The organism is Nonomuraea fastidiosa (assembly GCF_042751225.1).
In the GTDB taxonomy this organism is placed as follows: Bacteria; Actinomycetota; Actinomycetes; order Streptosporangiales; family Streptosporangiaceae; genus Nonomuraea; species Nonomuraea fastidiosa.
On record NZ_CP170570.1, the window covers coordinates 5716511 to 5741177 of the forward strand.

28 protein-coding genes and 1 tRNA gene are annotated in these 24667 nt (G+C 71.8%); 12 read left to right on the top strand and 17 right to left on the bottom strand.

The features are described from left to right. Positions 1-61: 61 nt before the first annotated feature. Positions 62-673: a response regulator transcription factor gene (locus ACFMQL_RS26335; protein WP_364055700.1), complete on the top strand. Its 612-nt coding sequence runs from the start codon at positions 62-64 to the stop codon at positions 671-673. 15 nt (positions 674-688) lie between these two features. Here ACFMQL_RS26335 and ACFMQL_RS26340 read toward each other — a convergent pair whose 3' ends face one another. The 6 genes from ACFMQL_RS26340 to ACFMQL_RS26365 form a co-directional block, all read right to left on the bottom strand. Beyond that, positions 689-1747, bottom strand: coding sequence for a hypothetical protein (locus tag ACFMQL_RS26340; protein ID WP_378787514.1), 1059 nt, complete (start codon positions 1745-1747; stop codon positions 689-691). A gap of 125 nt (positions 1748-1872) precedes the next feature. Continuing rightward, complete coding sequence (locus ACFMQL_RS26345) at positions 1873-2784, bottom strand: NAD(P)-dependent oxidoreductase (protein WP_364055691.1); 912 nt, start codon at positions 2782-2784, stop codon at positions 1873-1875. Next, on the bottom strand, positions 2781-2984 hold the full coding sequence (locus ACFMQL_RS26350) for a hypothetical protein (protein WP_364055688.1): 204 nt from the start codon (positions 2982-2984) through the stop codon (positions 2781-2783). Before ACFMQL_RS26350 ends, ACFMQL_RS26345 begins: the two co-directional genes overlap by 4 nt. Before the next feature lies 1 nt (position 2985). Beyond that, positions 2986-3252, bottom strand: coding sequence for a hypothetical protein (locus tag ACFMQL_RS26355; RefSeq protein WP_364055685.1), 267 nt, complete (start codon positions 3250-3252; stop codon positions 2986-2988). A gap of 727 nt (positions 3253-3979) precedes the next feature. Then, a tRNA-Ile gene (locus ACFMQL_RS26360) sits at positions 3980-4056 on the bottom strand. Between the two features lie 425 nt (positions 4057-4481). Next, positions 4482-5414, bottom strand: a complete 933-nt coding sequence (locus ACFMQL_RS26365; protein WP_364055682.1) for a LysR family transcriptional regulator — start codon at positions 5412-5414, stop codon at positions 4482-4484. Between the two features lie 104 nt (positions 5415-5518). Between ACFMQL_RS26365 and ACFMQL_RS26370 the strand changes: the two genes are divergently transcribed. Further along, positions 5519-5737: a DUF6158 family protein gene (locus ACFMQL_RS26370; RefSeq protein WP_364055679.1), complete on the top strand. Its 219-nt coding sequence runs from the start codon at positions 5519-5521 to the stop codon at positions 5735-5737. Then, positions 5734-5970: a hypothetical protein gene (locus ACFMQL_RS26375; protein ID WP_364055676.1), complete on the top strand. Its 237-nt coding sequence runs from the start codon at positions 5734-5736 to the stop codon at positions 5968-5970. Before ACFMQL_RS26370 ends, ACFMQL_RS26375 begins: the two co-directional genes overlap by 4 nt. A 193-nt stretch (positions 5971-6163) precedes the next feature. Here ACFMQL_RS26375 and ACFMQL_RS26380 read toward each other — a convergent pair whose 3' ends face one another. Further along, on the bottom strand, positions 6164-6817 hold the full coding sequence (locus tag ACFMQL_RS26380) for a hypothetical protein (RefSeq protein WP_378787519.1): 654 nt from the start codon (positions 6815-6817) through the stop codon (positions 6164-6166). Positions 6818-6953: 136 nt separating this feature from the next. Between ACFMQL_RS26380 and ACFMQL_RS26385 the strand changes: the two genes are divergently transcribed. Next, positions 6954-7772 (top strand): putative hydro-lyase, encoded by an 819-nt coding sequence (locus tag ACFMQL_RS26385; RefSeq protein WP_364055670.1) that lies wholly within the window; start codon positions 6954-6956, stop codon positions 7770-7772. Here ACFMQL_RS26385 and ACFMQL_RS26390 read toward each other — a convergent pair. Then, positions 7735-9954: an ATP-binding cassette domain-containing protein gene (locus ACFMQL_RS26390; RefSeq protein WP_378787522.1), complete on the bottom strand. Its 2220-nt coding sequence runs from the start codon at positions 9952-9954 to the stop codon at positions 7735-7737. The genes ACFMQL_RS26385 and ACFMQL_RS26390 overlap by 38 nt on opposite strands. A 52-nt stretch (positions 9955-10006) precedes the next feature. On the opposite strand from ACFMQL_RS26390, the gene ACFMQL_RS26395 reads away from it, so the two are divergent. Next, a complete protein-coding gene (locus ACFMQL_RS26395; protein ID WP_364055664.1) occupies positions 10007-10618 on the top strand; it encodes a TetR/AcrR family transcriptional regulator in 612 nt (203 codons plus the stop codon). On the opposite strand, the gene ACFMQL_RS26400 is transcribed toward ACFMQL_RS26395, so the two are convergent. The 3 genes from ACFMQL_RS26400 to ACFMQL_RS26410 are packed head-to-tail and all read right to left on the bottom strand — an operon-like array spanning position 10572 to position 12536. Continuing rightward, a complete protein-coding gene (locus ACFMQL_RS26400; RefSeq protein ID WP_364055661.1) occupies positions 10572-11156 on the bottom strand; it encodes an ATP-binding protein in 585 nt (194 codons plus the stop codon). The two genes, ACFMQL_RS26395 and ACFMQL_RS26400, sit on opposite strands and share 47 nt — an antisense overlap. Positions 11157-11179: 23 nt before the next feature. Next, positions 11180-11569: a PPOX class F420-dependent oxidoreductase gene (locus ACFMQL_RS26405; RefSeq protein ID WP_378787525.1), complete on the bottom strand. Its 390-nt coding sequence runs from the start codon at positions 11567-11569 to the stop codon at positions 11180-11182. 55 nt (positions 11570-11624) lie between these two features. Next, positions 11625-12536, bottom strand: a complete 912-nt coding sequence (locus tag ACFMQL_RS26410) for an aryldialkylphosphatase (protein WP_364055655.1) — start codon at positions 12534-12536, stop codon at positions 11625-11627. Between the two features lie 148 nt (positions 12537-12684). On the opposite strand from ACFMQL_RS26410, the gene ACFMQL_RS26415 reads away from it, so the two are divergent. Next, on the top strand, positions 12685-13149 hold the full coding sequence (locus ACFMQL_RS26415) for a TIGR02611 family protein (protein WP_364055652.1): 465 nt from the start codon (positions 12685-12687) through the stop codon (positions 13147-13149). 61 nt (positions 13150-13210) lie between these two features. Next, positions 13211-14179 (top strand): TolB family protein, encoded by a 969-nt coding sequence (locus ACFMQL_RS26420; RefSeq protein WP_378787528.1) that lies wholly within the window; start codon positions 13211-13213, stop codon positions 14177-14179. 45 nt (positions 14180-14224) lie between these two features. Here the strand turns inward: ACFMQL_RS26420 and ACFMQL_RS26425 are convergent, their stop codons facing one another. Further along, positions 14225-14545 carry a co-chaperone GroES gene (locus ACFMQL_RS26425; protein ID WP_364055646.1) on the bottom strand — a complete coding sequence of 107 codons (321 nt, stop codon included), beginning with the start codon at positions 14543-14545 and terminating at the stop codon, positions 14225-14227. Positions 14546-14620: 75 nt separating this feature from the next. Between ACFMQL_RS26425 and ACFMQL_RS26430 the strand changes: the two genes are divergently transcribed. After that, entirely contained in the window at positions 14621-15877 is a 1257-nt protein-coding gene (locus tag ACFMQL_RS26430; RefSeq protein ID WP_364055643.1) for an ArgE/DapE family deacylase, read from the top strand. A gap of 77 nt (positions 15878-15954) precedes the next feature. On the opposite strand, the gene ACFMQL_RS26435 is transcribed toward ACFMQL_RS26430, so the two are convergent. From ACFMQL_RS26435 to ACFMQL_RS26445, 3 genes are read right to left on the bottom strand one after another with little or no spacing between them, the layout of a single operon-like run. After that, positions 15955-16761, bottom strand: a complete 807-nt coding sequence (locus ACFMQL_RS26435; protein ID WP_364055640.1) for an ABC transporter ATP-binding protein — start codon at positions 16759-16761, stop codon at positions 15955-15957. After that, positions 16761-17768, bottom strand: coding sequence for an iron chelate uptake ABC transporter family permease subunit (locus ACFMQL_RS26440; RefSeq protein WP_364055637.1), 1008 nt, complete (start codon positions 17766-17768; stop codon positions 16761-16763). The genes ACFMQL_RS26435 and ACFMQL_RS26440 overlap by 1 nt, the downstream gene beginning before the upstream one ends. Continuing rightward, complete coding sequence (locus ACFMQL_RS26445) at positions 17765-18865, bottom strand: iron chelate uptake ABC transporter family permease subunit (RefSeq protein ID WP_364055634.1); 1101 nt, start codon at positions 18863-18865, stop codon at positions 17765-17767. The genes ACFMQL_RS26440 and ACFMQL_RS26445 overlap by 4 nt, the downstream gene beginning before the upstream one ends. 89 nt (positions 18866-18954) lie before the next feature. On the opposite strand from ACFMQL_RS26445, the gene ACFMQL_RS26450 reads away from it, so the two are divergent. Beyond that, complete coding sequence (locus tag ACFMQL_RS26450) at positions 18955-19974, top strand: ABC transporter substrate-binding protein (RefSeq protein WP_378787534.1); 1020 nt, start codon at positions 18955-18957, stop codon at positions 19972-19974. An 11-nt stretch (positions 19975-19985) separates the two neighbouring features. Here the strand turns inward: ACFMQL_RS26450 and ACFMQL_RS26455 are convergent, their stop codons facing one another. Beyond that, entirely contained in the window at positions 19986-22400 is a 2415-nt protein-coding gene (locus tag ACFMQL_RS26455) for a helicase-associated domain-containing protein (protein ID WP_378787536.1), read from the bottom strand. Positions 22401-22478: 78 nt separating this feature from the next. Then, positions 22479-22976: an ATP-binding protein gene (locus ACFMQL_RS26460; RefSeq protein ID WP_364055625.1), complete on the bottom strand. Its 498-nt coding sequence runs from the start codon at positions 22974-22976 to the stop codon at positions 22479-22481. Positions 22977-23206: 230 nt separating this feature from the next. Between ACFMQL_RS26460 and ACFMQL_RS26465 the strand changes: the two genes are divergently transcribed. The 3 genes from ACFMQL_RS26465 to ACFMQL_RS26475 all read left to right on the top strand — a co-directional run bounded on the left by ACFMQL_RS26465 (position 23207) and on the right by ACFMQL_RS26475 (position 24629). After that, complete coding sequence (locus ACFMQL_RS26465; RefSeq protein WP_364057530.1) at positions 23207-24028, top strand: helix-turn-helix transcriptional regulator; 822 nt, start codon at positions 23207-23209, stop codon at positions 24026-24028. Further along, positions 24029-24265 (top strand): DUF397 domain-containing protein, encoded by a 237-nt coding sequence (locus tag ACFMQL_RS26470; protein ID WP_345400620.1) that lies wholly within the window; start codon positions 24029-24031, stop codon positions 24263-24265. It begins immediately after the preceding gene. A gap of 88 nt (positions 24266-24353) precedes the next feature. Continuing rightward, a complete protein-coding gene (locus tag ACFMQL_RS26475; RefSeq protein WP_364055622.1) occupies positions 24354-24629 on the top strand; it encodes a hypothetical protein in 276 nt (91 codons plus the stop codon). Positions 24630-24667 lie beyond the last annotated feature (38 nt).

A 24667-nucleotide genomic window follows, 5' to 3' on the forward strand; every position in this document is an offset into this window, starting at 1 on the left:
GTCAGCGCCGACCCCTTGGACAGGGTGCCTGTCGCGGCTCATCCGCTCGGGCTGGGCCACCATGCTCTCCCTCCACGACGACATCGAGGTGACCGCCGAGGCCGCCGACGGCCGCGCGGCGGTCACGGCCGGCGCCGGCGCGGACGTCGTGCTGATGGACATCCGCATGCCCGGGATGGACGGCCTGACCGCGACGCGGGAGCTGGCCCGCCGCTCCCCGAGGACGCGCGTCATCGTGGTCACCACGTTCGAGAGCGACCAGCTCGTCTGGGGCGCGCTGCGCGCGGGCGCCGCCGGGTACGTGCTCAAACGCTCGCCCGCCGGCGACCTGGTGGAGGCGATCCGCCTGGTGCACCGCCGCGACGCGGTGCTCTTCCCCGACGCGCTGCGCCGCATCGCCTCGCCGCACGTCGGCTCGGCCCGGCAGCGCGTACCGGTCGAGCTGACGCCGCGCGAGCTGGACGTCCTGCGGCACATCGCGCTCGGACAGAACAACGCCGAGATCGCCTCGGCGCTGCACGTCACCAGGGAGACGGTCAAGACGCACGTCGGCAACCTCCTGGACAAGCTGGGCGCCCGCGACCGCACCCAGGCCGCCGTGCTCGCCTACGAGCTCGGTCTCGTCGGCACCGGCGTCGCGGAGACGGCGGAGAGCCTCTGGCATCGAGAATGACCCGGGCCACCCCGATCAGGGCCGGACATGGTCCGCCCGGCGACGCAGCCAGTAGGCCAGGACGGCTCCGGCGAGCAGCACACCCCACAGCGGGTACGGCCAGAGCAGCAGCGCCACAGGCTGACCGCGCACGACGGAGTCGATGACGAGCCCCGGCGAGGCCAGGCAGCAGATGCCCGCGACCGTCCCTCCGGCGATGACCGGCAGCCGCACCGGGACGGTACGGCCGTGGACGATCGGCACCCAGCGCGGGAACACCTCGCCCCACCTGCTGATCAGCCCGAGGGTCAGCACGGCGCCCCCCAGCGCGGCGAAGGCGAGAAGCAGCCCCTGGAGCCGGGTGTCGGCCGCGAGCGGCCCGGTGACGCCGGAATCGGTGGGCCACGGGGTCAGCCAGGTCAGCCGGTACAGCGCGTACGGAAGCGGGCACATCGCCGCCCCGATCGTGGCGACGCGTCCCCACCTGACGGCGGACTCGGGCCTGATCCAGCGCGACGGCTCGCCCGTCCTGAACGCCTTCGCCGCGATCACCGTCCACACCGCGCAGGCCACGGCATTGGCCAGCGTCCAGCCGAGCCGCCCGCCGTACGAGGCGAAGTCCCTCGTGATGTTGCCCATATAGCGTCCCACCAGGCTCAGCGCACCGAACCCGGTGACCGTGTCCGCCACCGCCAGGACGGCCAGCGTGGCGACGTCCACCAGTCCGGACCACTTCCCGCGCACGGCCGCCACGACCACGACACCGAGCAGCGCCACGGGCCCCAGGATCGCCACACCATAGGCCGCGACCGACATGATGCCGGCGTCGGAGAGCACCACACCGAAGAACAGCAGCTCGGCGACCGCTCCGGCGCGCACCAGCGGCCCCGGCCCGACGATCACCGCCAGGCCCACGAGCCCGGCGGCCACGGTCATCGGGCCGGTCACGTCGTGCTCGAGCAAGTGCGTGAGCGACACCGTGACCCGGTCGGCCGCGCCGAACGGGTAACTCGCGGGGGTCGTCCACCACATGATCCCCACCGCGATCACGGCGATCGACAGGAGTGCGCCCAAGATCCGGATGCTTCTGGTCATGCTGGTCACGCTAGGAACTCGCGGCCGTCGTCACCTCCCCCATCTGGGGGAAGGCGCGGAACCGGCCTTGCGGGGGCGCATCGCCCGCCGGCACGGTGATCCGGCACGGTGATCCGGGACGGCGTCTAGGCCAGGCCGGCCAGCCCTTCCCGGTAGGACGGGTAGGCGGGCGTCCACCCCAGCTCGTCCTTGGCCAGGCCGGTGCTCAGCCGCAACCGCGTGCCCACCATGAGGGCGTACATGTACGGCGTGGCGCGCAGCAGCCATCCTGGCACCGTCAGCGGGACGGGACCGCCGGCCGCCCTCGCCAGCTCCCTGACGTACTCGTCGAACCGGACCGGATGGTCGTCGGCGATGTTGTAGGCCCGGCACGGCCTGCCGCGCTCCAGGGCCGCCACCGTGGCGGCGGCCGCGTCCTCGATGTGGACGAGCGAGACGGTGCTCGCGGGGCGGGGGACGGGAAGCAGCCGCCTCCTGGCCATCCTCACCAGGCGCCAGGTGGTCGGTTCCGGGCCGTAGAACATGCCGTAGCGCAGGGAGATGCCGCCGATCGCGAACACCTGCTCCTCGTTGGCGCGCATCGAGCGCATGTGCGGGTCGAAGGCTCCCTGGCCGGGTTCGGCGAAGGGGCGATCCTCGGTCACCGGCTCGTCGCCGTGGTCGCGGTAGCCGTACCCGAGGAAGAACGACTGCGTGAGGAACCTGCGGGCGCCGACGAGCCCGGCGGCCTCCACGAGGTGCGCGGTGCCGCGCTCGCGCAGGGCGTCGGTGGCGTACAGGGCGCGGTGGAAGAGCGGGAGCCCCGTGATCGCGGTGGCCTGATGGATGACCGCGTCCGCCCGCAGGCCGTCGAGCGCGGTCAGGAGCGCGTCACGGTCCATCACGTCCGCGACGACGGCGGTGGCACCCGCATCGGCGAGCCTCCGGGCGCCCGCGGCGGATCTCGTGATGCCGCACACCTGGTGACCGGCGGCGAGCAGCTGACGTACCAGGACCGAGCCGAGCGTGCCGGTCGCGCCGGCGATCAGCACGTTCACGCGCCCGCCCCCTGACCCGCCCGGCGGGCGGACGGCACGCACAGCCCGGCCACCAGCCCGATGCCGATTTGGAACACCCCGGCGTCGCGCCGGAAGCGCACGCGGTTCGGCCGGCCGGCCCAGGCGGCGAACCCGGCCGGATCCAGCCACGCCGACACACCCGCGACCAGCAAAAGGACGATCCTGATGAGGACGTTCATGTCAGACCTCCACACTCTCGCCGGCCTCGACGTGCCCGCGCGCGGCCGGCCCGTCGTACGGATGATGCGCCGGGACAGCGTGCCCGAAGCAAGGAGACAGACGCGGGGCGGCGACCCAGACGCTCGCCGCGCGGGCGAAGCAGTCCGCAAGCCCGATGCCGACGAGGGCGCGGACGAAGCCGTCGCCCGCGACGCCGGCCCAGGCGTGCGGCTGGACGAACGCCCACACGAAGTGCATCAGGGGGCGATGATCAGCCAGGGGACTCACGAAGGGCTCCTTCTACCAGCACTTCAAAGGCATCCGCGGCGATAAGTCCGACTCGCTCGCCCACATCGGGGCCGAGCATACCGGCCGCCTCATCGCCGGTGCGGACAAGCCACCGGCGCGAGCGGCGACAAGATGCACACCCTTCCCGACCTGGTGCTTGGAAGCCCACGCGGGCAGCCGGAACCTGGAGACGGCCGTACGCGCCTGGGCCCGGCAGAACGCGACGTCCAGGCGTTCCAGATATGCGTTGACCTCATGCGCATGGACCATCTGCGCTCGCTGTGGCTGGAACTCGGCGGCGGACCTGACGAGGCCGACGGCACGCGACCTCTCCGACGCCCGGCCGCCTGATCGACACGACCTGTGCCGCTCAAGACCTCGCCGCCGAAGGCACCTCTGCTGCTCAGGACGGTGTCGCTGAAGGGATCTGCTGCTCAGGGCCTAGCCGCTGAAGGCGCCGGTGCCGACCGATTCTGCGGCGGCGGCTCTCCGCGCACCACCACCAAGGCTCGCATCCAGACGCCGCGGCATTCGTCGTCGTCGATCACGGCGGACTTGTACACGACCGTGCGTGCCGGAGTTGGCGCGAGAGCCTGCGGAGGCGAGCGGCGCGATGGTGCCGCGGGCGGTCCGTGAAGGGTGACCGTCCTGAACTGATCCCCTCGGTCTCCCTGCGCCCGGATCGGGGGCTCCCCCGATCCGTGATCAAGGAATCCGCTGGTCAGCGTGGTAGGGCGGGTGGGACTTGAACCCACGACCCACGGATTATGAGTCCGATGCTCTGACCGGCTGAGCTACCGCCCCTGGATGAAGTTGTGTCGCGTGCGGCGCGGCGAGAAGGATCTTGCCGTGGCCTGGCGCTAACCAAGGCTAGAGCATCGGATCCGGTCGTGGTGCCGGGCCGGGCGGGAGAAACGGGCTCCGCCGACATCATTCCACGTCTTCCGGGCTTGGTGGAGTGCCAGACGATCATATTCTCCGTCGGCGTAGCGCCATGCGTGGCTGGTCGGGGTGGGGTGAGCGGGGACGGGGGCGGTAGGAGCCGGTCAGAGCGGGACCGAGGCCGGGTACGGCGGTCGCCGTGGCCTCTCGTCGGTGCCGGCCTCCGGCCTTATGGGAGCGGGGGTCGGCCTGCGGCCTCGTGAGACCGCGGCGGGCCTGTCCGGCCTTATGAGCCGGCGGGTCGGCGGTGCGGTCAGGCGGCGTGGCTCTCTGACGCGGATGCGGTGCTAGGGGGTGGTGCCGTAGCCGGGGTTGCGTACGAGCCAGTCGGAGTACACGGGGCTGCGGCGTACGGCGTCCCGATGCGCCTGCTTGGCCTGCGAGATGACCCACTCGGCCTCGGGGGCGGTGGGGTGGCGGCCGAGCAGTTGCCGCCAGCGCAGCGGCACTCCCTCCAGCGGCACCATGACCAGGCCCGGGGCGGCCTGGTGGGTGGCCTGGCACAGGACGACGGCCCGGCCGACCTGGGCGAGGTGGGTGCAGGTGGGCACGTCGGTCTCGTAGATCGTCCCCGGCGTGAACCCCGCCCGCGCGCACGCCATCGCGAAGCAGTCGGCGAAGCAGCCGTCGCCCGGCGTCACCGCCCACTGTTCGTCGGCGAGGTCGGCCAGCGACACCTCTTTCTCCCGCGCGGCCGGATGATCCTCGGAGACCAGCAGGAACACCGGGTCGATGCTGATGGTCTCCCAGAGGAGCGTTCCGGTGGGGGTGCCGGAGTCGCCGCAGGCACCCGTGAGCACGTAGTCGAGGCGGCCGAGCTCGACCATGCTGTTCAGCTCGTACGTCGACCACGACGTGTACGTGCTGACCTTCCGCTCGGCGGCGAGGCGGTCGACCAAGCCGCCCAGGATCGGCCCGTTGGTGGCGCCTATGCGGAAGCTGGGGGAGGGGGCCTGAGCGAAACGTACGGCTTCGTCCTGCAGTTCCTTGGCTGCGGGGAGAAGCACGCGCGCGCGGGCGAGCACGAGTTCGCCGAGGCGGGTGGGCCTGGCGCCGTGGCGATCACGCTCGAAGAGGGCGCCGCCGAGCGCCCTCTCGATGCGCTTGAGCTGCGCGGTCAGGGCCGGTTGTGCCAGCCCGAGCAGGGAGGCGGCCTTACTCACACTTCCCGCGTCCGCGACCGCGCGGACGATCCTGAGGTGCCTTAGCTCGAGGTCCATAACGGGAAGGTAAAGCGACGACATCTTACAGACAATGCCTAATTGTCAGGAAATGTGACAGATGTTGTCCGAACGTTCCTGGGTAGGGGGTTCGCATGACGACGATGGGAATTGATCCGGCTCAGCTCAGCGACGAGGACGTCGTGCGCGAGCTGCGCCAGCTGCACGCCACCAGGAGCGACACCTTCTTCCACGGATCGGACGACGCCCTCGTCCACCACACCTCGCGGACCAACGAGCTCGAGGCCGAGTACCTGCGCCGTTTCCCCGACAGGGAGGTCGACCCGGCCAGGCTGAGAGAGGGAGCGAGACAACGATCATGACTGACAGGCACGATGTGCAGGCCCTGTCGGACGTCGACATCTACGTCTACGAGGCCGTCGCCGCCCAGACCGTCGAGTCCGGCGGCGCGTGGCTCGACGGGTTGACGCACGCGTCAGGGCTGAGCGAGGAGGAGGTGCGGGAGAGCCTCGCGACGTTGATCGGGCACGGGTACGTGGTGCCGCAGGGCGACGGCTACGGGCTCGGGCCGCACACCTTCGAAGTCGAGTACTGAACCGCACACGTTCGAAGTCGAGTACTGAACTCCACCAGTCCCGGCGCCGCCGTCAGCTCACCTTGTGGTCGCTGCCGGCGATGGTGTCATGCCGCCTGCCTATGCGCGGGTCCCCTGCCGGCCTCGCCGCCCTTTCAGAGCGGGTCGGTGGTGAACGATGACAGTGCTCTGAGCACGCCTGCGCGCTCCGCCGTCAGCCGCGTGGCCAGGCGGGACCGGCCATGGGACGCGGTGCGGGCGCTCGCCGGCGAGGTGCCTGCGGGCGGCGACGTGTGCGACGACCGAGCCGAGCACGGCGTGCACTCGGTCCACGCGGGAGGGCAGCGGGGCGTCCCGGGCCGGCGAGCAGGGTCTCCGGGTCGGGCAAATTGAGGTCGCGCAGCCAGGAGAGCAGCTCGTACCCGGCCGCCTCGCCGACCGCGCCGGTGACCAGCTCGGCCCGTACCTCGTCGGGGGCCTTGATCGTGTGCGCGAGTGCGATGGCGGCCGGCTCCCAGGTGCGGGGGCTGGGCCAGGCGCGGGCGGGCCCGTCGGGGACGTTGAGCACCGGCTCGGGCCGTACCCGCAGGAAGGCGCCCACCAGCGCCCGCGTCCGGTCCACATCAGCGCAGACGCCGTAGCCCTCAAGGGACGGAGTGGAGAAGCCGCCGGTGAACCCGTCGGCGACCGAGGCGGAGCTGACCGTCCAGTCGAGGTGGATCAGCCGGTTGGCCAGCGGCGCCGGCAGGTCCCACCCGTCGGCGGCCTGCTCGGGCGGGTTGGCGGCGGCGACGATGCGTACGGAGGCGGGCAGCGTCAGGTCGCCGACGGCCCGTTCGAGCACGACCCGCAGCATCGCGGCCTGCACGGCGGGCGGGGCAGGCTCGCCGTGACGGCGACGGACAACGCGTCCAGGGTGCACAACCCCCTGAAGCGGGCCACCGAAGTTGACGCAGATATCATCGTCGACTTAGGTTGACGGACACGAAGATGTCAAGCCCGCGATGGTGGACCGGCGCACCCCGCGCTCTTACTGTCGAGAGGTGAACGTCGCCGACCTGAGCCCCGCGCAGGCGCGGGAGCGGTTCCGTTCCGGCGAGCGGGGGCCGACCGCCGGCTGGTGCCGGGGCTGGACGCAGGCCAACCTCATCGCCGTGCCCAGCGAGCTGCGCTACGACCTGCTGCTGTTCGCCCACCGCAACCCGCAGGCGTGCCCGGTGCTCGACGTGGGCGAGCCGGGGGCGTACTCGACCGAGCTGTTCTCCGGTGACCTGCGCACGGACCTGCCCGGCTACCGTCTCTACCGCGACGGCAGGGCGGTGGCCGACCTGGACGAGGTGGTGGAGGAGTGGCGGGCGGATCTGGTGCCGTTCCTCATCGGGTGCAGCTTCACGTTCGAGCGGGCGCTGCTGGCCGCCGGGGTGCCGGTGCGGCACCTGGAGGCGGGGACGAACGTGCCCATGTACGTCACGTCCATCCCCTGCGAGCCGACCGGCAGGCTGTCGGGGCCGCTGGTGGTGTCGATGCGGCCGGTGCCCGAGAAGCTGGTGGCGACCGCCGTCGAGGTGAGCGGCCGCTACCCGAGGGTGCACGGCGCGCCCGTGCACATCGGCGACCCGGCCGCCATCGGCATCCGCGACCTGGGCGCGCCCGACTACGGCGAGCCGGTCGAGGTGCGGGACGGCGAGGTGCCGCTGTTCTGGGCGTGCGGGGTGACGCCGCAGCAGGCGGTGCTGGCCGGCGGCGTCGAGTACGCGATCGGCCACCTGCCCGGCCACATGGCGATCATGGACGTCCGAGACGACCGCTATCGAGTGACCTGACGAGATATTTCGCCGTGTAGGTGGAGGCGGAGCGCAGCTCGGCCGGCGTGCCCTCGAACATCACCTCGCCACCGAGCCGCCCCGCCTCCGGCCCCATGTCGATCACCCAGTCCGCGTGCTTGACCACGTCGAGGTCGTGCTCGACCACGATCACCGTGTTGCCCGCGTCCACCAGCCGGTCGAGCAGCGCCAGCAGCGTGTCCACGTCGGCCGGGTGCAGCCCGGTGGTCGGCTCGTCGAACACGTAGACCCGGCCCCGCTCCCGCAGCCGGTGCGCCAGCTTGAGCCGCTGCCGCTCGCCGCCCGACAGCGTGCTGAGCGGCTGCCCCAGCGTCAGATAGCCGAGCCCCAGCTCCACCAGCCGGGCCACGCCCGGCAGGCCGAACAGCTCCGCCGCCTCCTCGGCCGTCATCGCCAGCACGTCCGCGATCGTCCGCCCGGCCAGCCGGTACGACAGCGCCTCGGCGTTGTAACGGCTGCCCCCGCACGCGTCGCAGACCCGGGTCACCGGATCCATGAACGCCAGGTCCGTGGTGATCTCACCGCGCCCCTTGCACGCCGGGCAGGCGCCCGCCGAGTTGAAGCTGAACAGCCCGGCCGGCACCCCGTGGGCCTCGGCGAACATCCGGCGCAGCGGGTCCATGGCGTCGAGGTAGGTGGCGGGCGTGGAGCGGGACGAGGCGGCGATGGGCGACTGGTCGATGAGGATCGTCTCAGGGTGCTGCTCGACCAGCTCCTTGCGGACGAGCGTGCTCTTGCCCGAGCCGGCCACCCCCGTCACGGCGGTCAGCACGCCGAGCGGCAGGCGCACGGTGACGTTCTTGAGGTTGTGGGCGCTTGCGTCCGCGACGGTCAGCCTGCCGGACGGCCGGCGGACGCGCTCCTTGAGCCCGCGTGCGCGCCGCAGCATGCGCCCGGTCAGCGTGTCGCCCGCGGCGAGGCCGGACACCGGGCCCTCGTAGACCACGCGGCCGCCCGCCGTACCCGCGCCGGGCCCCATGTCCACCACGTGGTCGGCGAGCGCGATCAGGTCGCGGTCGTGCTCGACCACCAGCACCGTGTTGCCCTTGTCGCGCAGCTCGAGCAGCAGATCACCGAGCCGGTGCACGTCGCGCGGGTGCAGGCCGGTGCTGGGCTCGTCGAAGATGTACGTCATGCCGGTCAGGCTGCTGCCCAGGTTGCGCACGGTCTTCAGGCGCTGCGCCTCGCCGCCCGACAGCGTGGGCGTCTCCCTGTCGAGGCTGAGGTAGCCGAGCCCGACGGCGTCGATGCGGCGCAGCGTCTCCACGGCCGCCTCCGCCACCGGGTCGTCGAGCCCTTCGAGCACCTCGATCAGGGAGGTGACCTCCATCGCGCAGTAGTCGGCCAGGTTGCGCCCGCCGATCGTGGAGGCCAGCGCGGCGGCGTTGAGCCGGGCGCCGCCGCAGGCGGGGCAGGTGCGCTCGGTCACGTAGGGGCGGGCCTCCTCGTCCACCTGCTCGCGGGCCCGCTTGAGGTAGAGGCGCTGGAAGCGGAGCGCGACGCCCTCGTACGTGTTGTCGTACTTGCCGCGCTTGACCTTGAAACCGCTGCCGTACAGCAGCAGCTCGCGCTCGCGCGGCGTGAACTCGCGCAGCGGCTTGGCCGGGTCGAACAGCCCCGACCGCGCGTAGATCTGCCAGGCCGCCGAGCCGATCGGGAGCAGCGCGAGCGCGCCCTCGTCGAGCGAGCGGTCCTCGTCGATGAGCTTGCCGAGGTCGAGCTCCACCTTGCGCCCCAGGCCGTCGCACTCGGGGCACATGCCCTGCGGGTCGTTGAACGAGTACGCCGTCGCCGGGCCGGCCGACGGCTCGCCGCGCCGCGAGAACAGCACCCGCAGCAGCGCGTGGACCTCGGTCATCGTGCCCACCGTCGAGCGCGCGCCGCCGCCCACCGGCTTCTGGTCCACGACGACGGCGGCCGTCAGATTGGCCATGCGCTCGGCCTTGGGCCGCTCGTGCTTGGGCAGCCGGTGGCGGACGAACGCGCTGAACGTCTCGCCGAGCTGCCGCTGCGACTCCACGGCGATCGTCCCGAACGCGATGGACGACTTGCCCGAGCCGGACACGCCGGTGAACACCGTCAGCCGCTCCTTCGGCAGCCGCAGTGAGACGTCCTTCAGGTTGTTCTGCCGCAGGCCGATCAGCTCGATGTCACGCGACACGGTGGCACACCCCCATAGCTTTGGCTAACAGTATTAGCCTAAGCTAACGGGTATGACCGACATTCCGGATCGGCGGGCCCGCCGCAGGGCCGAGACGCAGGCGGAGATCCTCGGCATCGCGCTCGACGTCATGGCCGAGGAAGGCGTGGCGGGGCTGAGCCTGGCCACCGTCGCCAGGCGGCTCGGGGTCCGGCCGCCCTCGCTGTACAAGTACTTCCCGTCGCGGCACGCGGTCTACGACGCGCTGTTCCGCCAGGGTCAGGAGGGATATCTCGCCGCCGTGCGCGGGCCGGGCGGGCAGGGGCTGGCGGGGGTGGGCGCGGCGCTGGAGGCCGGCGCCCGGTGGATCATGGACAACCAGGTGCTGGCGCAGCTGCTGTTCTGGCGGCCGGTGCCCGGCTTCACGCCCTCGCCCGAGGCGTACGCGCCCGCGCAGGCCGTACACGAGCACTTCCGCACGCTGATCGAGCAGGCCGTCGAGCGCGGCGAGCTGCACCCCGACGCCGCCGGGCCCGAAGGGCTCGACCTCGCCTCCTCCCTCATCGCCGGGGTCGTCTCGCAGCAGCTCGCCAACCAGCCCGGCGTCACCTACGAGCAGGGCCGCTTCACGCGGCTCGTCAGCCGGCTGCCGGACGTGCTCGCGGCGGTATACCCGCCGCCGTGAGCTGCTCGCCGATCGCCGGCGCGCCCGGCCGGTTGTCGATCTCCAGATGCGGTACGGCGGGCGGCTCGTCCACCCGGATGTTGCGCAGGTAGTCGTCGAAGGCGGCGAGCTTGCCCGCGTCGCGCGAGAGCCCCCTGGCCACCAGCCGCTCGCGCAGCGTCGGCCCGTCGGAGCGCACCCACAGCAGCCGCACCGGCGGCCCGCCCAGCTCCGCCACCCACCGCTCCCAGCGGGCCGCGTCGTGCACCTGCGCGGTGAACGGGCCGTCCAGCGCGACCGGGCAGCCGTGGCCGCGGATCTGCCGGGCGATCCTGGTCAGGCCCGCGTACTCGTACCGCTTGATGTGCTCGTCGTACCAGGGGCCCTCGCGCTCGCCGTCGGGGCGGCCGTGGGCGCGCAGCACCGCGGCGGCGAAGTCGCCGTACACGGTGTCCTTGTCGAGCAGCGCGGGCACCGGGTCGAGCCGGGCGAGCAGTTCCGCCGCGACCGTCGACTTGCCCGCGCCCGGCGGCCCGCTGATCACCCATACGGTCGTCATGCGATCACCGTACGCGGGTCCGGTCAAACGGTGCGGCTCCGCCGGTCGCCGTCCAGGCCCCAGGAGATGACCTTGGACGGGGTGATCCTGATGACCTCGCGGGAGAAGTGCGGTAGCGGCGGGTCCACGTCCGCCAGCGCCTGGGCGGTGCCCCTGATCTCGATCCCGCGCACCACCCACGGGTCCACCGAGGCCAGGTCGTCCACCACGAGCGCCACCGTGCTGCCCTGCCGCACGTTGGCGAACTTCTTCGACCTGCCCATCGCGTGCCCGCCGATGGTGATCGTGCCGGTCCCGGCGTCGACGAAGAAGCCGACCGGGTTGTTCTGCACCTGCCCGTCGGGGGCGACCGTGGCCAGGCGGCCGAGCCGCTGACCTGCGAGATAGTCCAGTTCCGCTGCTGTGAAGATCATGCGGCTCAGTCTGCAACCTTGACTTCGGTTGAGGTCAAGGGCGAGGGACGACGGGTCAGGAGGCGAGGCCCTCGGTGAGCCAGCGCAGCGGGTTGTCGTGGGTGATCGAGCGGATCACCTCGTCGCCGGCACCCGCCTCGCGCAGGCGCGGCAGCAGCGCGTCGAACAGGTCGGCGTAGCCGGGGCCGTCGTAGCGGCGCACCTGGGCGACCCGGCTGAGACCGGTGCTGAGCAGCAGGCGGCCGGCGTGGCCGTCCTCGATGAGGCCGAGCGCGATCCTGGCCGTCTCGTCGGCGCCGCGGGCGAGCGAGCCGAGGGAGACGTACGCCCCCGCCTCGGCGATCTTCCTGGCCGTGCCGAGGTCGCCGCCCGTGTAGCCGACGGCGACGCGGGAGGCGGGCAGGTTCTGGCCGAGCAGGATCTCCAGCAGCGCGAACGCGTTCCTGCCGTGCGTGGCGACCGGCAGCCGGGTGCGCAGGGACGCGCGGGCGGCGGCGATCAGGGCGCGCTCCTCGAACGCGGTGGGCTCGGCGCCCCAGCAGCCGACCTCACCGATCACGCCGGGGAAGACGCCGGTGCCGTCCAGGCCGCTGAGGATCTCCTCCATGAGGCGGGCGGTGAGCTTGTCCACGTCGGCGTCGCGGGTGTCGCTGAACGGCTGAGCGTACAGGCCGGTGGAGGCGATGACCGGGACGCGGCTGGCCGCGGCGATGCGGGCGAGCGCGGCGGCGTCGCGGCCCATGCCGATGCAGGTGAGGTCCACGACGAGGCCGAGCCGTCCGGACAGGCGGAGCTCGCGCAGCTCGGCGGCGACGGTCTGCTCCTCGTCGAGCCACCGGTGCGGGTCGGAGTCGATGCCGACCGCCCAGCGCATGTCGTTACGCAGGTGCTCGTGGGGGAGTACGGCGCCGTCGATGGCGTCCAGGCGTACAGGGCCGGTGACGGTACGGAGCAGAACATCGGGCATAGCAGACATTAACCGATGTTTGCCTGGCATGGCCTGCTTGAGCAGGAAATTTTACGGAAAACGGCGTTTCAATGCCTTGCTAGTCATCTGCAAGTGGCGGCGAAGGACGGGCCGTATCCTGGGGTGCACACCGACTGCAGGGGGACGTGTGCAGGTACAGAACTCCGACACCGGCGACGCCGACGTGGTGAAGGACGAGGCGGCCGCCCGCTCCAGCATGCCCGCACGCCGCAGGGGCCTGCACGGCTGGCTGGACGGCATCAGGGCCACGCGCACGGGCGCTCTCACGCTGAAGATCGTGGTCGGCCTGGTCGGGACCGTCATGGTGGTCGGCGGGCTGATCATGGTGCCGTTCCCCGGGCCCGGCTGGCTGGTCGTGTTCGCGGGGCTCGCGGTGCTGTCCACGGAGTTCCACTGGGCGCGCAAGCTGCTGGAGTTCGGCAAGCGCACGCTGCACGCCTGGACGGAGTGGTACAAGCGGCAGGGCTGGATCGTCCGCATCCTGGTGCTGATCGTCACCGCGGCCTGCGCCGCGGTCATCGTCTACGCCGGGCTGCGCACGCTCGGCATCGACATCATCAAGCTCGGTCTCGGCTTCGTCCAGACCCGATAGGCCCAGACCTGATAGGCATCGCTGCGGAAATCCGGCGATCGGCCTGTCTAGTCTGCGGGACGTGATCGCTCACCTTGCCGCCGCACTGACCTTATCTGTTTCTGCATCCGTCTCTGCAAGCGTCTCCGCCGTGCCCGCCGCCGCCCAAAGCGCCGCCGACCTGCGGTTGCCGGGCACGAACGGCATGACCTACCGCGAGCAGCAGGGCGATCCCGTCCGCCTGTCGGCCTACGGTCTCGGCACCAAGCGCACCTACCTGCGCACGCCCGCGGGCAACGCCTTCACCTGGGAGAAGAACCTGTCGGAGGTGTCGGTCGCGCCGGGCGGCACGCTGACGGCGGGAGTGCCGGCCGCGTACCGGTCCGGCTACGACTCGCTGGTCGTCACCGACCGCGCCACCGGCCGCAGCACCACCATCCGCACCGTGAAGAAGCCGCTGACCGCCTCTTACGCCTCCTGGTCACGCGACGGCAGGCGGGTCGCGCTGACCGTCGAGCAGAAGGTGCGCGGCGCCTGGCAGGTGCTCGGCTTCACGGTGGTGGACGTCGCCGCCAAGCAGGCGCGCACCGTGCGGATCTCCGGGCTCAGCCCCAAGGCGGGCTTCTGGTGGAGCCCCGACGGGAACCTGGTCGCGCGCCACGGCACCGGCCTGCGCGTCCACCGGCCGTCGGACGGGGCGGTGCTGCGCACGTACGCCAGCGCCGGCCTGCCCACCGGCCCCGAGGACGCCTACTCGCCGTCGGGCCGGCGGCTCGCCACCTGGTGCCCGGCCCGCTTCAAGGAGCCGATCTGCCTGGTCGACGCGGCCACCGGCACGATCGCGCGCAGGGTGGCGGCACGGCCGGAGGCGGTGTTCGGCTGGTGGGACGAGAGCCATCTCATCGCCGTCATGGCGCAGGGGAACGCCCACCGGCTGGCGGTGATCGACTTCAGCGGGAAGGTGACGCGGGTGCTGGCCGGAGTGCCGGCCGAGACGTGGGACTCGGACCTGTGGCTCTCCTTCACGCGGACGAAGCCGCAGGGATCATAGGGAGCCCGCGAGTCACGGGGGAGTGAGGGGTCGGACGGGCGCTGATCAGAGGTAGAGGCCGGTGCCGTGGTCGGTCTCCTGGGTGGCCACCGCGTGCAGGTCGCGCTCGCGCATCACAAGGTAGACCTGCGCGTGGATCTCCACCTCGAACTGGTCTTCGGGGTTGAACAGCACCTTGTCGCCGACCTTGACCGAGCGCACGTTCGTGCCGACGCCGCAGACCTCGCCCCAGGCCAGGCGGTTGGCCATCTTGACCGTCGCGGGGATGACGATCCCGGAGCCGCTGCGCCGCTCTTCGGCCTCCGGCTCCATCTTGATCATCACGCGGTCGTGCAGCATCTGAATCTCGAACTTGGGCTCTTCCACGGCTCAAGTTTACGAGCAGGCGGACGCACCGGGCTCCAGGACGGTGGCCCGCGCACCCGTGAGAAGGTGTGCTCCATGCACGACGTGGAAGCCCGGGTCCTCGATGCCATCGACGAGCCCGAGACCGTGAACCTGCTGGCCGAGACCGTCAAGGTCCCCAGCGTGACCGGCACCGACGCCGAGTCCGAGCTGCAGCACCGCGTCGCCCGCCTGCTCACCGAGGCGGGCATGGACGTGGACGTCTGGAAGCTCGATCTGCCCGACCTGACCGCCCGCCCCGGCTTCCCCGGCACCGAGGCGCCGAGGAGCGAGGGGTACGGCGTCGTCGCCGTCACCCCCGGAGGCGAGGGACCGCCCGCCCTGGCACTCCAAGGTCATGTGGACGTGGTGCCGACCGGCGACCTCGCCAAGTGGGCGGGCAGCGACCCGTTCGCCGCCCGTATCACCGGCGACGTACTGCACGGCAGGGGCGCCTGCGACATGAAGGCCGGCCTGGTGGCCAACCTGGCGGTGGCCCGCGCGATCCACCGCGCCGGCGTCAAGCTGGCCAGGCCGCTGGCCGTGCACTGCGTCATCAGTGAGGAGGACGGCGGGCTCGGCGCGTTCGCCACCCTGGCCAGGGGGCACACCGCCGACGCCGCGGTCATCACCGAGCCCACCTCGGGCGCGGTGATCACCGCGAACGCGGGCGCGCTGACGTTCCGCATCGAGATCGCGGGAAGGGCCGCGCACGGCGCCACCAGGAACGAGGGCGTCAACGCGATCGAGGCGTTCTGGCCGGTGTTCGCGGCGATCAGGCGGCTGGAGGCCGAGCGCAACCGCGACGTGCCCGAGCTGTTCGGCGACAACAGGCTGCCGTACCCGATCGAGGTGGGCACGGTACGCGCGGGCGACTGGGCGAGCACCGTGCCCGACCTGCTGGTCGCCGAGGGGCGGCTCGGGGTGCGGCTGGACGAGGACCCCGCGCAGGCGCGGGCGGCGTTCGAGTCGGCGATCGCCGACGTGTCCGACCCCTGGCTGCGGGCCAACCCGCCGGTGGTCACCTGGCCTGGCGGGCAGTTCGCCAGCGGCCGGCTGCCTGCCGGGCACGAGCTGCTCGGGCAGGTGCGCGACGCGGTGGCCGCCGTCACGGGCACGACCCCGGCCGAGACCGCCGCACCGTACGGGAGCGACCTGCGCCTGTACGCGGCGGGCGGCATCCCGACCCTGCACTACGGCCCCGGCGACGTCCGCTTCGCGCACGCCCCCAGGGAGCAGGTGCGGCTGAGCGAGATGCTGGAGGTGACCCGCGCGATGGCGCTGCTCGCGGTCCGCCGCTGCGCAGCCCGCTGAGGAGCGGCCCCGAGGGACGGCCCTGAGGGACGGCCCCGAGGGACGGCCCTGAGGAACGGCACTGTAGACGCGACCGGTCAGGCGGTGGCGGCGGCGACCCGGCGGCGCGCCTCGGGGACGATGAGCGGGGTGCCGGTCTGCGGATCCTGGATGATCTCGCACCGCAGGTCGAACACCTGCTCCACCAGCTCCGGGGTGACGATCTCCGTCGGGTCGCCCGCCGCGACGATCTCGCCTGCGCGCATCACGATGAGGTGGGTGGCGTACCGGCACGCCTGGTTGAGGTCGTGCAGCACCGCCACCATGGTCCGGCCCGCCTCGTGCAGGTCGGCGCACAGGTCGAGCACCTCGATCTGGTGGGAGATGTCCAGGTACGTGGTCGGCTCGTCCAGTAGCAGGATCGGCGTCTCCTGCGCCAGCGCCATGGCCAGCCACACCCGCTGCCGCTGCCCGCCCGACAGCTCGTCCACGATCCGGTCGGCCAGCCCCGCCACGTCGGTGGCGCGCATGGCCTCGGCCACCGCCGCCTCGTCGGCCTTCGACCACTGCCGCATGAGCTTCTGGTGCGGGTAGCGGCCGCGCGCCACCAGGTCGGCCACGGTGATGCCGTCCGGCACGATCGAGCTCTGCGGCAGCAGGCCGAGCCGCCGCGCCACCTCCTTCGACGGCAGCGAGGTGATCACGCTGCCGTCCAGGTGCACCGCCCCGGCCTTCGGCTTGAGCATCCGCGCCAGCGCGCGCAGCAGCGTCGACTTGCCGCACGCGTTGGGGCCGATGATCACGGTGAAGGACGCGTCGGGAATGGTCACGCTCAGGTCGGTGGCCACGACGCGCTGGTCGTAGGCGAGGGTGAGGCCGGTGCCGGACAGGCGGGAGGAGACCATCAGTGGCGGTCCTTTCGCAGAAGCAGGACGAGGTACGTGCCGCCGATCGCGGCGGTCAGCACGCCGACGGGAAGCTGGGTGGGGGCGAGCAGTCGCTGCGCGGCCAGGTCGGCGGCGGTCAGCAGCACGGCGCCCATCAGCGCGGATGACGCCATGGTGACGCCGGGCGAGCGGGTGAGCCGCCGGGCGAGCTGGGGCGAGGCCAGCGCGACGAAGGCGACAGGGCCGGCCGCGGCCGTGGCCACGCCGGACAGCAGCACCCCGGCCGCGATGGCCGCCGCGCGGACCACCTCGACCCTGATGCCCATGGCCCTGGCCGCGTCGTCGCCCATCTCGATCATGCGCATCGGCCGCGAGATCGCCGCGCACAGCGGCAGCAGCACGGCCAGCGCCAGCGCGACGGGCACCGCGTGGTCCCAGCCGCGCCCGCTGAGGCTGCCGGTCAGCCAGGCGCCCGCGGTGGCCGCGTCGTTGATGTTCGCCCTGGTCAGCAGGTACGAGTTGACGGCCAGCAGCAGCGCGTTGGCCCCGATGCCGACCAGGACGAGCCGGTAGCCCGCCACGCCGCCGCGGTAGGCGAGCAGGTACACCAGCGCGGCCGTCGCCACGCAGCCGAGCAGCGCGCCGCCCGCGATCACCAGGGCGGAGCCGCCCGCGACCACGGCGAGGATGCCGCCGGTCGAGGCGCCCGCGGTGAAGCCGATGAAGTCGGGGCTGCCGAGCGGGTTGCGGGTCAGGCTCTGAAAGATCGCGCCGCTCAGCCCGAACGCGGCCCCGACCAGCAGCCCGGTCACCACGCGCGGGGCGCGCAGCTTGCTGACGATCAGCTCGGCGACCGGCGTGCCCTGGCCGAACAGGGCGTCGATGATGTCGGGCACCGGCACGGTGAACTCGCCCGTCGCCAGCGCGGCCACGCTCACCGCGCAGCCGATCAGGATGAGCAGGACGGTGACGAGCAGCGCGCGGGGCGCGAGCCGTACGGACCAGGATCCGACGCGGACGTTCACAGCGCCGCCACCCGCTTCCTCCTGGCCATGAGGATGAAGATCGGCGCGCCGATCACCGCCCACACGATGCCCACCTGCACCTCACCCGGCCGGGCGATGAGCCGCCCGATCACGTCGGCGCCGAGCAGCAGCACGGGCGCGGCCAGCGCCGAGTACGGCAGCACCCACCGCTGGTCGGGCCCCACGGCGGCGCGCACCGCGTGCGGCACGATCAGCCCGACGAACCACAGCGGCCCCGCGGCGGCGGTGGCCGCCCCGCACAGCAGCGTGACCGCCACGCCGGTGAGAATCCGCGTGCGGTTGACCGCCACGCCGAGCGCCTTGCCCGCGTCGTCGCCGAGCGCGAGCATGTTGAGCGGCCTGGCCAGCAGCAGGCCCAGCACCAGCCCGGCGGCCATGAACGGCGCGAGCCGCACCAGCGTGTCGGCCGTCTGCCCGGCCAGCGAGCCGGTCAGCCAGAACCGCATGCGGTCGAACGTCTCCGAGTCCATGCGCAGGATCGCCGACGAGATCGCGGTGCACACCATGCCGAAGGCGACGCCGGCCAGGGCCAGGCGTACCGGGCTCGACCCCGAGCGGCCCGACGAGGCCAGCGTGTACACGATGAACGAGGCCAGCGCCGCGCCGCCGAAGGCGAACCAGAAGTAGACGGTGGGGTCGCCGAGCCCGAACAGGCCGAGCGCCAGCGTGACGCCGAGCGCCGCGCCCTGGTTGATGCCCAGCAGGCCGGGGTCGGCGAGCGGGTTGCGGGTCAGGCTCTGCATGAGCGCCCCGGCCAGCCCGAGCGTCGCGCCGACACCGAGGCCGAGCAGCGTGCGGGGGACGCGCAGTTCCCGGATGACCGTGTGGTCGCTTGAGCCGTTCGGGGCGATGAAGGCGTCGATCACCGTGCCGAACGGCACCGACCGCGCGCCCAGCGCCACGCTGGCCAGCGCGACCAGCACCAGCACCCCGAACGTGACCACCAGTCCCGCGACCAGCACCGGAGGCCGCCGCCCGGCTTTAGCGTCGGGGACGCCGCCGGTGCCTGCGACGGGTTCGCTCACGGCCAGGCCCGCCGCCTCTGCGGCGTCGGCCGTTTCCTCAGCCGGGCGCACCCGACCCCCTCTCGTCGTAAGTCAAACTTAGGCAAGGCTAATCTAATGGTCCAGCAAGCAGACAAGGCCAGGCAACTGAGGAGATGCACATGTCGGGACCGGTACTGCCGCGCAGGGGTTTCCTCGCGGGCGCGGCGGGGATCGCCGCGGCCCTGACACTCGCGGCGTGCGGTGAGGGCGGCGGCACGGAGGCGGCGCCCGCCTCGTCCACGGGCGCGTCCGGCGCGCCGTCCGCGCAGGGGTGGACGTTCACCGACGACCGCGGCAAGAAGATCGACCTGCCGAAGGTCCCCACCAGGATCGTCGCTCAGGTCGGCGCCGCCGCCGCGCTGTGGGACTTCGGCGTCCGCCCGGTCGGCGTGTTCGGCCCGCACAAGCTCGCCGACGGCGGCAAGGACCCGCAGGTCGGCAACGTCGACATCACCAAGGTCACCGGCCTTGGCAACGTCTGGGACGAGTTCAACGTCGAGCAGTACATCGCCCTGCAGCCCGACCTGCTCGTCAGCAGCATGTACGTCAAGGGCACCCTGTGGTACGTGCCCGAGAAGTCGAAGGACACCATCGAGCAGGTCGCACCCACGGTCGGCGTCATGCTCACCGGCAGGAGCGCCACCGAGGTCATCGGCACCTACGAGAGGCTCGCCCAGTCGCTCGGCGCCGACATGGCGGGCGTGCCGGAGGCCAAGGCCCGCATGGAGGCGGCCACCAAGAAGCTGGCCGACTTCAAGGACCTCAGGGTGCTCATGGTGTCGGGCGGTGCCGACGCGTTCTGGGTGGTCAACCCGCCCGAGTACCCCGACATCGTGCACCTGACCAACGCCGGCCTGAACGTCGTCAAGCCTGACAAGGTCGACGAGGGCGGCTTCTTCCAGACGCTGAGCTGGGAGAACGCCGACACCTACGACGCCGACGTGATCCTCTACGACACCCGCACGCAGGCGCTCAAGCCCGAGGAGATGATGAAGAAGCCCACCTTCGCCAAGCTCCCCGCGGTCAAGGCCGGCCAGCTCTACCCGTGGGCGGCCGAGGCGCCCTTCAGCTACCACGGGTACGCCGACTTCCTCGAGGACCTGGTGGAGAACCTGGCGAAGGCCAAGCCGCTGAAGTAGCGCGCGCCGCGTCAGTAGGCGCCGCGCACCTCGACGATCTCGGCGAGCGGGAACTCCAGGTAGTCGCCCGCCTCCTCGCACCAGGCGTCGAGCGCGGCGCCCTTCAGCTCCCCGTGGCTGATCGTCGCGGTCAGCCCGTCGGCCAGCGTGATACCGGCCCGCACGCCGCGATCGACCACGAACCCGAGCAGCGACTGCTGCGCGGTCGGCAGCCGGGTGGCCATGCGGCCGATGATGGCCCAGGTGCGGCCGTTCTTGTCGTCCTCGGGGCGGTCGGCGGCGAGCAGCCTGCGGGCGTGCTCGTACGGGTCGGGCGCGGGCTCGGCCAGCATGTACGGCGGCGTCTCGGTGATGCCGGGAAAGTCGGACAGCTCGGCCACCTGGCCGCCGGGCAGCAGGATGAGCTTGCCGCCCGCGGGCTCCTCCGGCTTGGCCCGGTGGACGGTGATCTCCCCGGTGTCGGAGACCGGCACGGGGGAGTAGCCGACCTCGCGCAGCGCGGCCAGCGTGCGGTCGGCGGGCGCCTTGCTCACCAGCACCGTGGGCGCGAGCAGCCGCAGCCCGAGCCGGCCGAGCCGCCGGTGCGCGGCGATCTCGGCGAGCAGCGCCGGGTCGGCGGCCTGCACGACGCAGCCGACCGTGGTCACCGTCACCTCGCCGTGGCGGCGGGCGGTGTCGCGGATCAGGTATTCGAGCGGCTGCGGAATCGTGCCCACGGCCGCCAGCTCGTCGAGCAGCTCGTCGGCGTCGTAACCCTGGTCGAGCGCCCGGCGCACGCTCTCGGTGGTGAAACGCCACACCGAGGCCGCGCCGCGCGACTCGCGCTCGGCGGTGCGGTCGAGCAGCGCCGCCAGCTCGGCCGACGGCGGGCCGGTGACGACGGCGGTCAGGTCGGGGCCGAACAGCGCGCTCCTGCGGACGCTGGCCAGCGCCCGGGTGGCCGCCTCCGCCAGCACCGGGTCGTGCTCCACCATGGGGACGGCGTCGTCGTTCTCGCCGCCCGGCTTCGCGGTGAGCCCGGCCAGCGCCCGGCCGAGATCGGTCAGCGCGTTGTTGGCCAGCAGCCCGAGCAGCCTGGCCTCGTCGAGCACGGCCGGCGCCGACGAGCGCAGCAGCGCCACGTCGAGCAGCGGCGCGTGCCAGTGGACTGCGGTGATGAGGCTGTCGCGATCGGCGAACGCGGTGCCCGCGGGCAGGTGGGCCAGCACCGACAGCACGGCTCTGCGGATCTCGGCCAGCGTGCCGCCCGCGGGGTCGTCGCCGAGCACGGTGCCGTACTTGCCGTCGACCTTGCGCAGGGACGAGCGCTCCATGCGCCACCAGGCGGCCAGCAGCACCCGCAGCCGCGCCGAGCCCTCGTCCAGCCGCCACCGGTCGAACCGCTCGGTGGGGATCATGCCGCCGGACGGCTCGTCCCAGGCCAGCAGCCTGGCCACCGCGCAGATCTCCAGCAGCAGGCGGGTCTCGTCCTCGTCGCAGCCGGTCTCCTTGGCCACCCTGCGCACCTCGCGCACGCCGACGCCGCCGGTCTTGAGCAGCGGCAGCGGGGTCTTGGAGGTGTTGTCGAGCAGCGCCGCGCAGCGTTCGACGACGTGCGGCGCGGCCAGCGTCATGAGGTGATCGACCTCTTCCGGGTCGATCGGGATCGTGGCGATCTCGGGGGCCACGGGCTGGAAGGGCGGGTGGTAGCCGGGGCCGCGCAGCCTGATCGCCACCTCGCGGGGGATCTCGGCGACGTGCCAGCTCGGGCGGAAGAGCAGGCCGTGGTCGGCGCACCACTTCTCCGGCGTGCCGGGGGTGACGAACCTGCCGCCGTCGACGTCGAGCGAGGGGCCTTTCCAGGCGAAGCGTTCGAGCAGCTCGGCGGTGCCCTGGGGGGCGGAGCCGAGGAGCGCGCGCAGGCGGCCGGCGTCGCTCAGCGCCTCGATGACGCGGGTGATCGTACGGCGCTTGTTGCCCTGGACGGGCAGGCCGAGCGAGCGGGCGAGCGCGTGCAGCGCGTCGTTGCTGATGGACCAGGAGTTGAGGTAGTGCTCAAGCGGCTCGCCCAGGCTGAGCGGGGCCGACCAGTGGCGGGCGACGCCTTCGGCGAAGTGGATGACGCCGTCGTCGCCGGGCCAGGCGAGGGCGTGGTCGTAGAGGTGGTCGAGCCAGGAGGTGACGTGGTCGAGGCCGCTGTCGAGGAAGCGGGCGAGGGAGTCGGCGGTGGGGCGGCTCATGGCCAGTGCGGCCTCGGCGAGCTGCAGGCAGGGGAGTGGCAGCCGGCGCAGGGTCTCCATCACGGCGAAACCGTTGCCGAGCCGCTGGGCGAGTGTGTCGAGACGGCGGGGCCAGGGCGCGGCGATGGCGTCGGGCCTGTTGGCCAGGATGCGCCCAAGCCTGTCCTCGTCTAGTGTTCGTAGCCAGCCGAGCAGGTGATCTTCCATCTGTCAGCACTCTCATGGGGTCGCGCGCGGGACTCACCGTGAGCCATGACCATCCACGGTAATGCAGATCACCCCCGGTCAGGAGAGGACTGCCCAGACGATCTTTCCGCGGGGCGCGAGTGCGGACCAGCCCCAGCGGAGGCTGAGCGATTCGACGATGTGGAGTCCGAGGCCGCCGGTGTCAAGGGGGCCAGGGTATCGCAGCACCGGCACCGATGAGCCTGGATCGGTGAAGGCGCTGGTCACGAGATGACCGCGGCGTACCAGGGAGAACTGCACCGAGCGCCGCGCGCTGTCGGGGTCGTCGAGGCACAGGCCGTGGCGCAGCGCGTTGGTGGCGAGCTCGGAGACCACCAGCTCCATGTTCTCGGCCATGTCATCGAGACCCCAGCCGGCCAGCGTGCCGGAGCTGAAGCTGCGAGCGGAGTGTACGGAGGACGCCGTGGGCGGAAGGACGAACGTGGCGCTGGCCGACGGGCCCGGGACCAGAAGGTCGCGAGCCGCCTCGGGCCACCAGCCGATCGGGGGCCACCAATCGAACGTGGTCCACTGGCCGTGCGCCGGGGTGGATTGCACGTGATCATTCTGCGTCAAACTCTCGTGCAGGTGCAAGAGCGAATGCACGTGCAGAGTGAGCGTGCACACGCTACGGTTCTCTTCAAAAGGTCAATTTGCGGGAAAGGGGATCTTGTCCGCGGCCATGATCTTTCGGCCGTGAAGTGACACACTTGGTGGCAAGGAAACGACCAAGGAGCAAGCACGTGTCCATTGATCCGCCAGGGACCGGTTCGACCGTTCGGCGCATCATGCTGGGGGCGAGCCTCAGGCGTCTCCGCGAGCGCTGCGGGCTCGACCGGGCACAGGCCGGATTTCACATCCGGGCATCCGAGTCCAAGATCAGCCGCATGGAGCTCGGGCGCGTGGGTTTCAAGACACGTGACGTGGAAGACCTCCTCACCCTGTACGGCGTCGTCGACGATGCCGAACGCCGTGCCCTGCTGGAGATGGTGCGCGAGGCCAACACCCCCGGGTGGTGGCACAAGTACTCGGCCGTGCTGCCGCACTGGTTCACCACGTACATCGGCCTGGAAGAGGCCGCGAGCGTGATCAGGACCTACGAGGTGCAGTTCGTGCCCGGCCTGCTGCAGACGGCCGCATATGCGCGCTCGGTCTACCAGCTCGGCAACCCCGATGCGACTCCCGAGGACATCGAACGGCGCGTGCACCTGCGCATGCAGCGCCAGGAGCGCTTCACCCGGAAGGACGGGCCCAAGCTGTGGGCCGTCATCGACGAGGCGGCGCTCAAGCGGACCATCGGCGGGCGGGAGGTCATGATCGAGCAGCTCGAGCATTTGCTGGAGGTCGCCGCCCTTCCCAACATCACCATCCAGGTGATGCCTTTCAAGTTCGGCAAGCACGCCGCTGAGGGAGGCGCGTTCAGCATCTTGCGGTTTCCCGAGTCCGATTTGTCGGACGTGGTCTACGTCGAGCAGCTCTGGGGTGCCCTGTACCTGGACAAACGTGAGGACATCGATCCGTACCTCACGGCCATGGAGCAGTTGTGCGTGGAGAGCACCACGCCAGGAGGCACCGTCGAGCTCATCGGCGGTCTTCTCAGAAAGATGTAGATGAACCAGACCTACAACGGCATGCCGGCGGCGGACCTGACGGAGGTCGCCTGGCGCAAGAGCCGCTACAGCAACTCCCAGGGCAACTGCGTCGAACTTGCGGAGCTCCCCGACGGGGGCATCGCGGTGCGCAACTCGCGCTTCCCCGACGGGCCTGCCCTCATCTATACCCGTGACGAGATCCGGGCCCTGGTGCTCGGTGTGAAGGACGGAGAGTTCGACGGCCTGCTCGTGTAACAACGTGTTAACCTCCGGCGCGCCTGCTTAACGGCGGCGCGCCGGAGGTGTAACCGCCCGGCCTCGTCGTGCGGCGAGTATCAGGGTCATGCTCGACCAGATGACCCTGTATCCGATCGCCGACGACGTGCTGTTCGCGCCGGGCGGCAAGGTCGTGATCCGCACATACGGTGTCGCGCCCGCGACCGGCGGGGCCAGCGGGAAGGAACCGGTCACCGTCTCCTACCGCACCTGGGTGACGGGCATCCGGGACCAGCCCCGCTACTGGCACTGGGGCCACTTCGAGGACGCCGCCACCGGCCACCGCAAGGTGCTCGAATGGCTGACCGGACGCGGGCCGCAGCCCGCCCAGGCGCTGGCCTGACCGAGGCCGGGCGCGTGTCCGGCCGCAGGGCCCGCCGT

Excerpts from the sequence above, each read along its gene's own strand:
- ACFMQL_RS26370 (WP_364055679.1), top strand. The coding sequence starts at position 5,519 with ATGGGAATTGATCCGGCTCAGCTCAGCGACGAGGACGTCGTGCGCGAG.
- ACFMQL_RS26385 (WP_364055670.1), top strand. The coding sequence starts at position 6,954 with ATGGTGGACCGGCGCACCCCGCGCTCTTACTGTCGAGAGGTGAACGTC.
- ACFMQL_RS26335 (WP_364055700.1), top strand. The coding sequence starts at position 62 with ATGCTCTCCCTCCACGACGACATCGAGGTGACCGCCGAGGCCGCCGAC.
- ACFMQL_RS26350 (WP_364055688.1), bottom strand. The coding sequence starts at position 2,984 with ATGAACGTCCTCATCAGGATCGTCCTTTTGCTGGTCGCGGGTGTGTCG.
- ACFMQL_RS26435 (WP_364055640.1), bottom strand. The coding sequence starts at position 16,761 with ATGGTCTCCTCCCGCCTGTCCGGCACCGGCCTCACCCTCGCCTACGAC.
- ACFMQL_RS26465 (WP_364057530.1), top strand. The coding sequence starts at position 23,207 with ATGCTGGGGGCGAGCCTCAGGCGTCTCCGCGAGCGCTGCGGGCTCGAC.
- ACFMQL_RS26375 (WP_364055676.1), top strand. The coding sequence starts at position 5,734 with ATGACTGACAGGCACGATGTGCAGGCCCTGTCGGACGTCGACATCTAC.
- ACFMQL_RS26340 (WP_378787514.1), bottom strand. The coding sequence starts at position 1,747 with ATGACCAGAAGCATCCGGATCTTGGGCGCACTCCTGTCGATCGCCGTG.
- ACFMQL_RS26400 (WP_364055661.1), bottom strand. The coding sequence starts at position 11,156 with ATGACGACCGTATGGGTGATCAGCGGGCCGCCGGGCGCGGGCAAGTCG.
- ACFMQL_RS26395 (WP_364055664.1), top strand. The coding sequence starts at position 10,007 with ATGACCGACATTCCGGATCGGCGGGCCCGCCGCAGGGCCGAGACGCAG.
- ACFMQL_RS26455 (WP_378787536.1), bottom strand. The coding sequence starts at position 22,400 with ATGGAAGATCACCTGCTCGGCTGGCTACGAACACTAGACGAGGACAGG.
- ACFMQL_RS26365 (WP_364055682.1), bottom strand. The coding sequence starts at position 5,414 with ATGGACCTCGAGCTAAGGCACCTCAGGATCGTCCGCGCGGTCGCGGAC.
- ACFMQL_RS26430 (WP_364055643.1), top strand. The coding sequence starts at position 14,621 with ATGCACGACGTGGAAGCCCGGGTCCTCGATGCCATCGACGAGCCCGAG.
- ACFMQL_RS26410 (WP_364055655.1), bottom strand. The coding sequence starts at position 12,536 with ATGCCCGATGTTCTGCTCCGTACCGTCACCGGCCCTGTACGCCTGGAC.
- ACFMQL_RS26450 (WP_378787534.1), top strand. The coding sequence starts at position 18,955 with ATGTCGGGACCGGTACTGCCGCGCAGGGGTTTCCTCGCGGGCGCGGCG.
- ACFMQL_RS26470 (WP_345400620.1), top strand. The coding sequence starts at position 24,029 with ATGAACCAGACCTACAACGGCATGCCGGCGGCGGACCTGACGGAGGTC.
- ACFMQL_RS26405 (WP_378787525.1), bottom strand. The coding sequence starts at position 11,569 with ATGATCTTCACAGCAGCGGAACTGGACTATCTCGCAGGTCAGCGGCTC.
- ACFMQL_RS26475 (WP_364055622.1), top strand. The coding sequence starts at position 24,354 with ATGCTCGACCAGATGACCCTGTATCCGATCGCCGACGACGTGCTGTTC.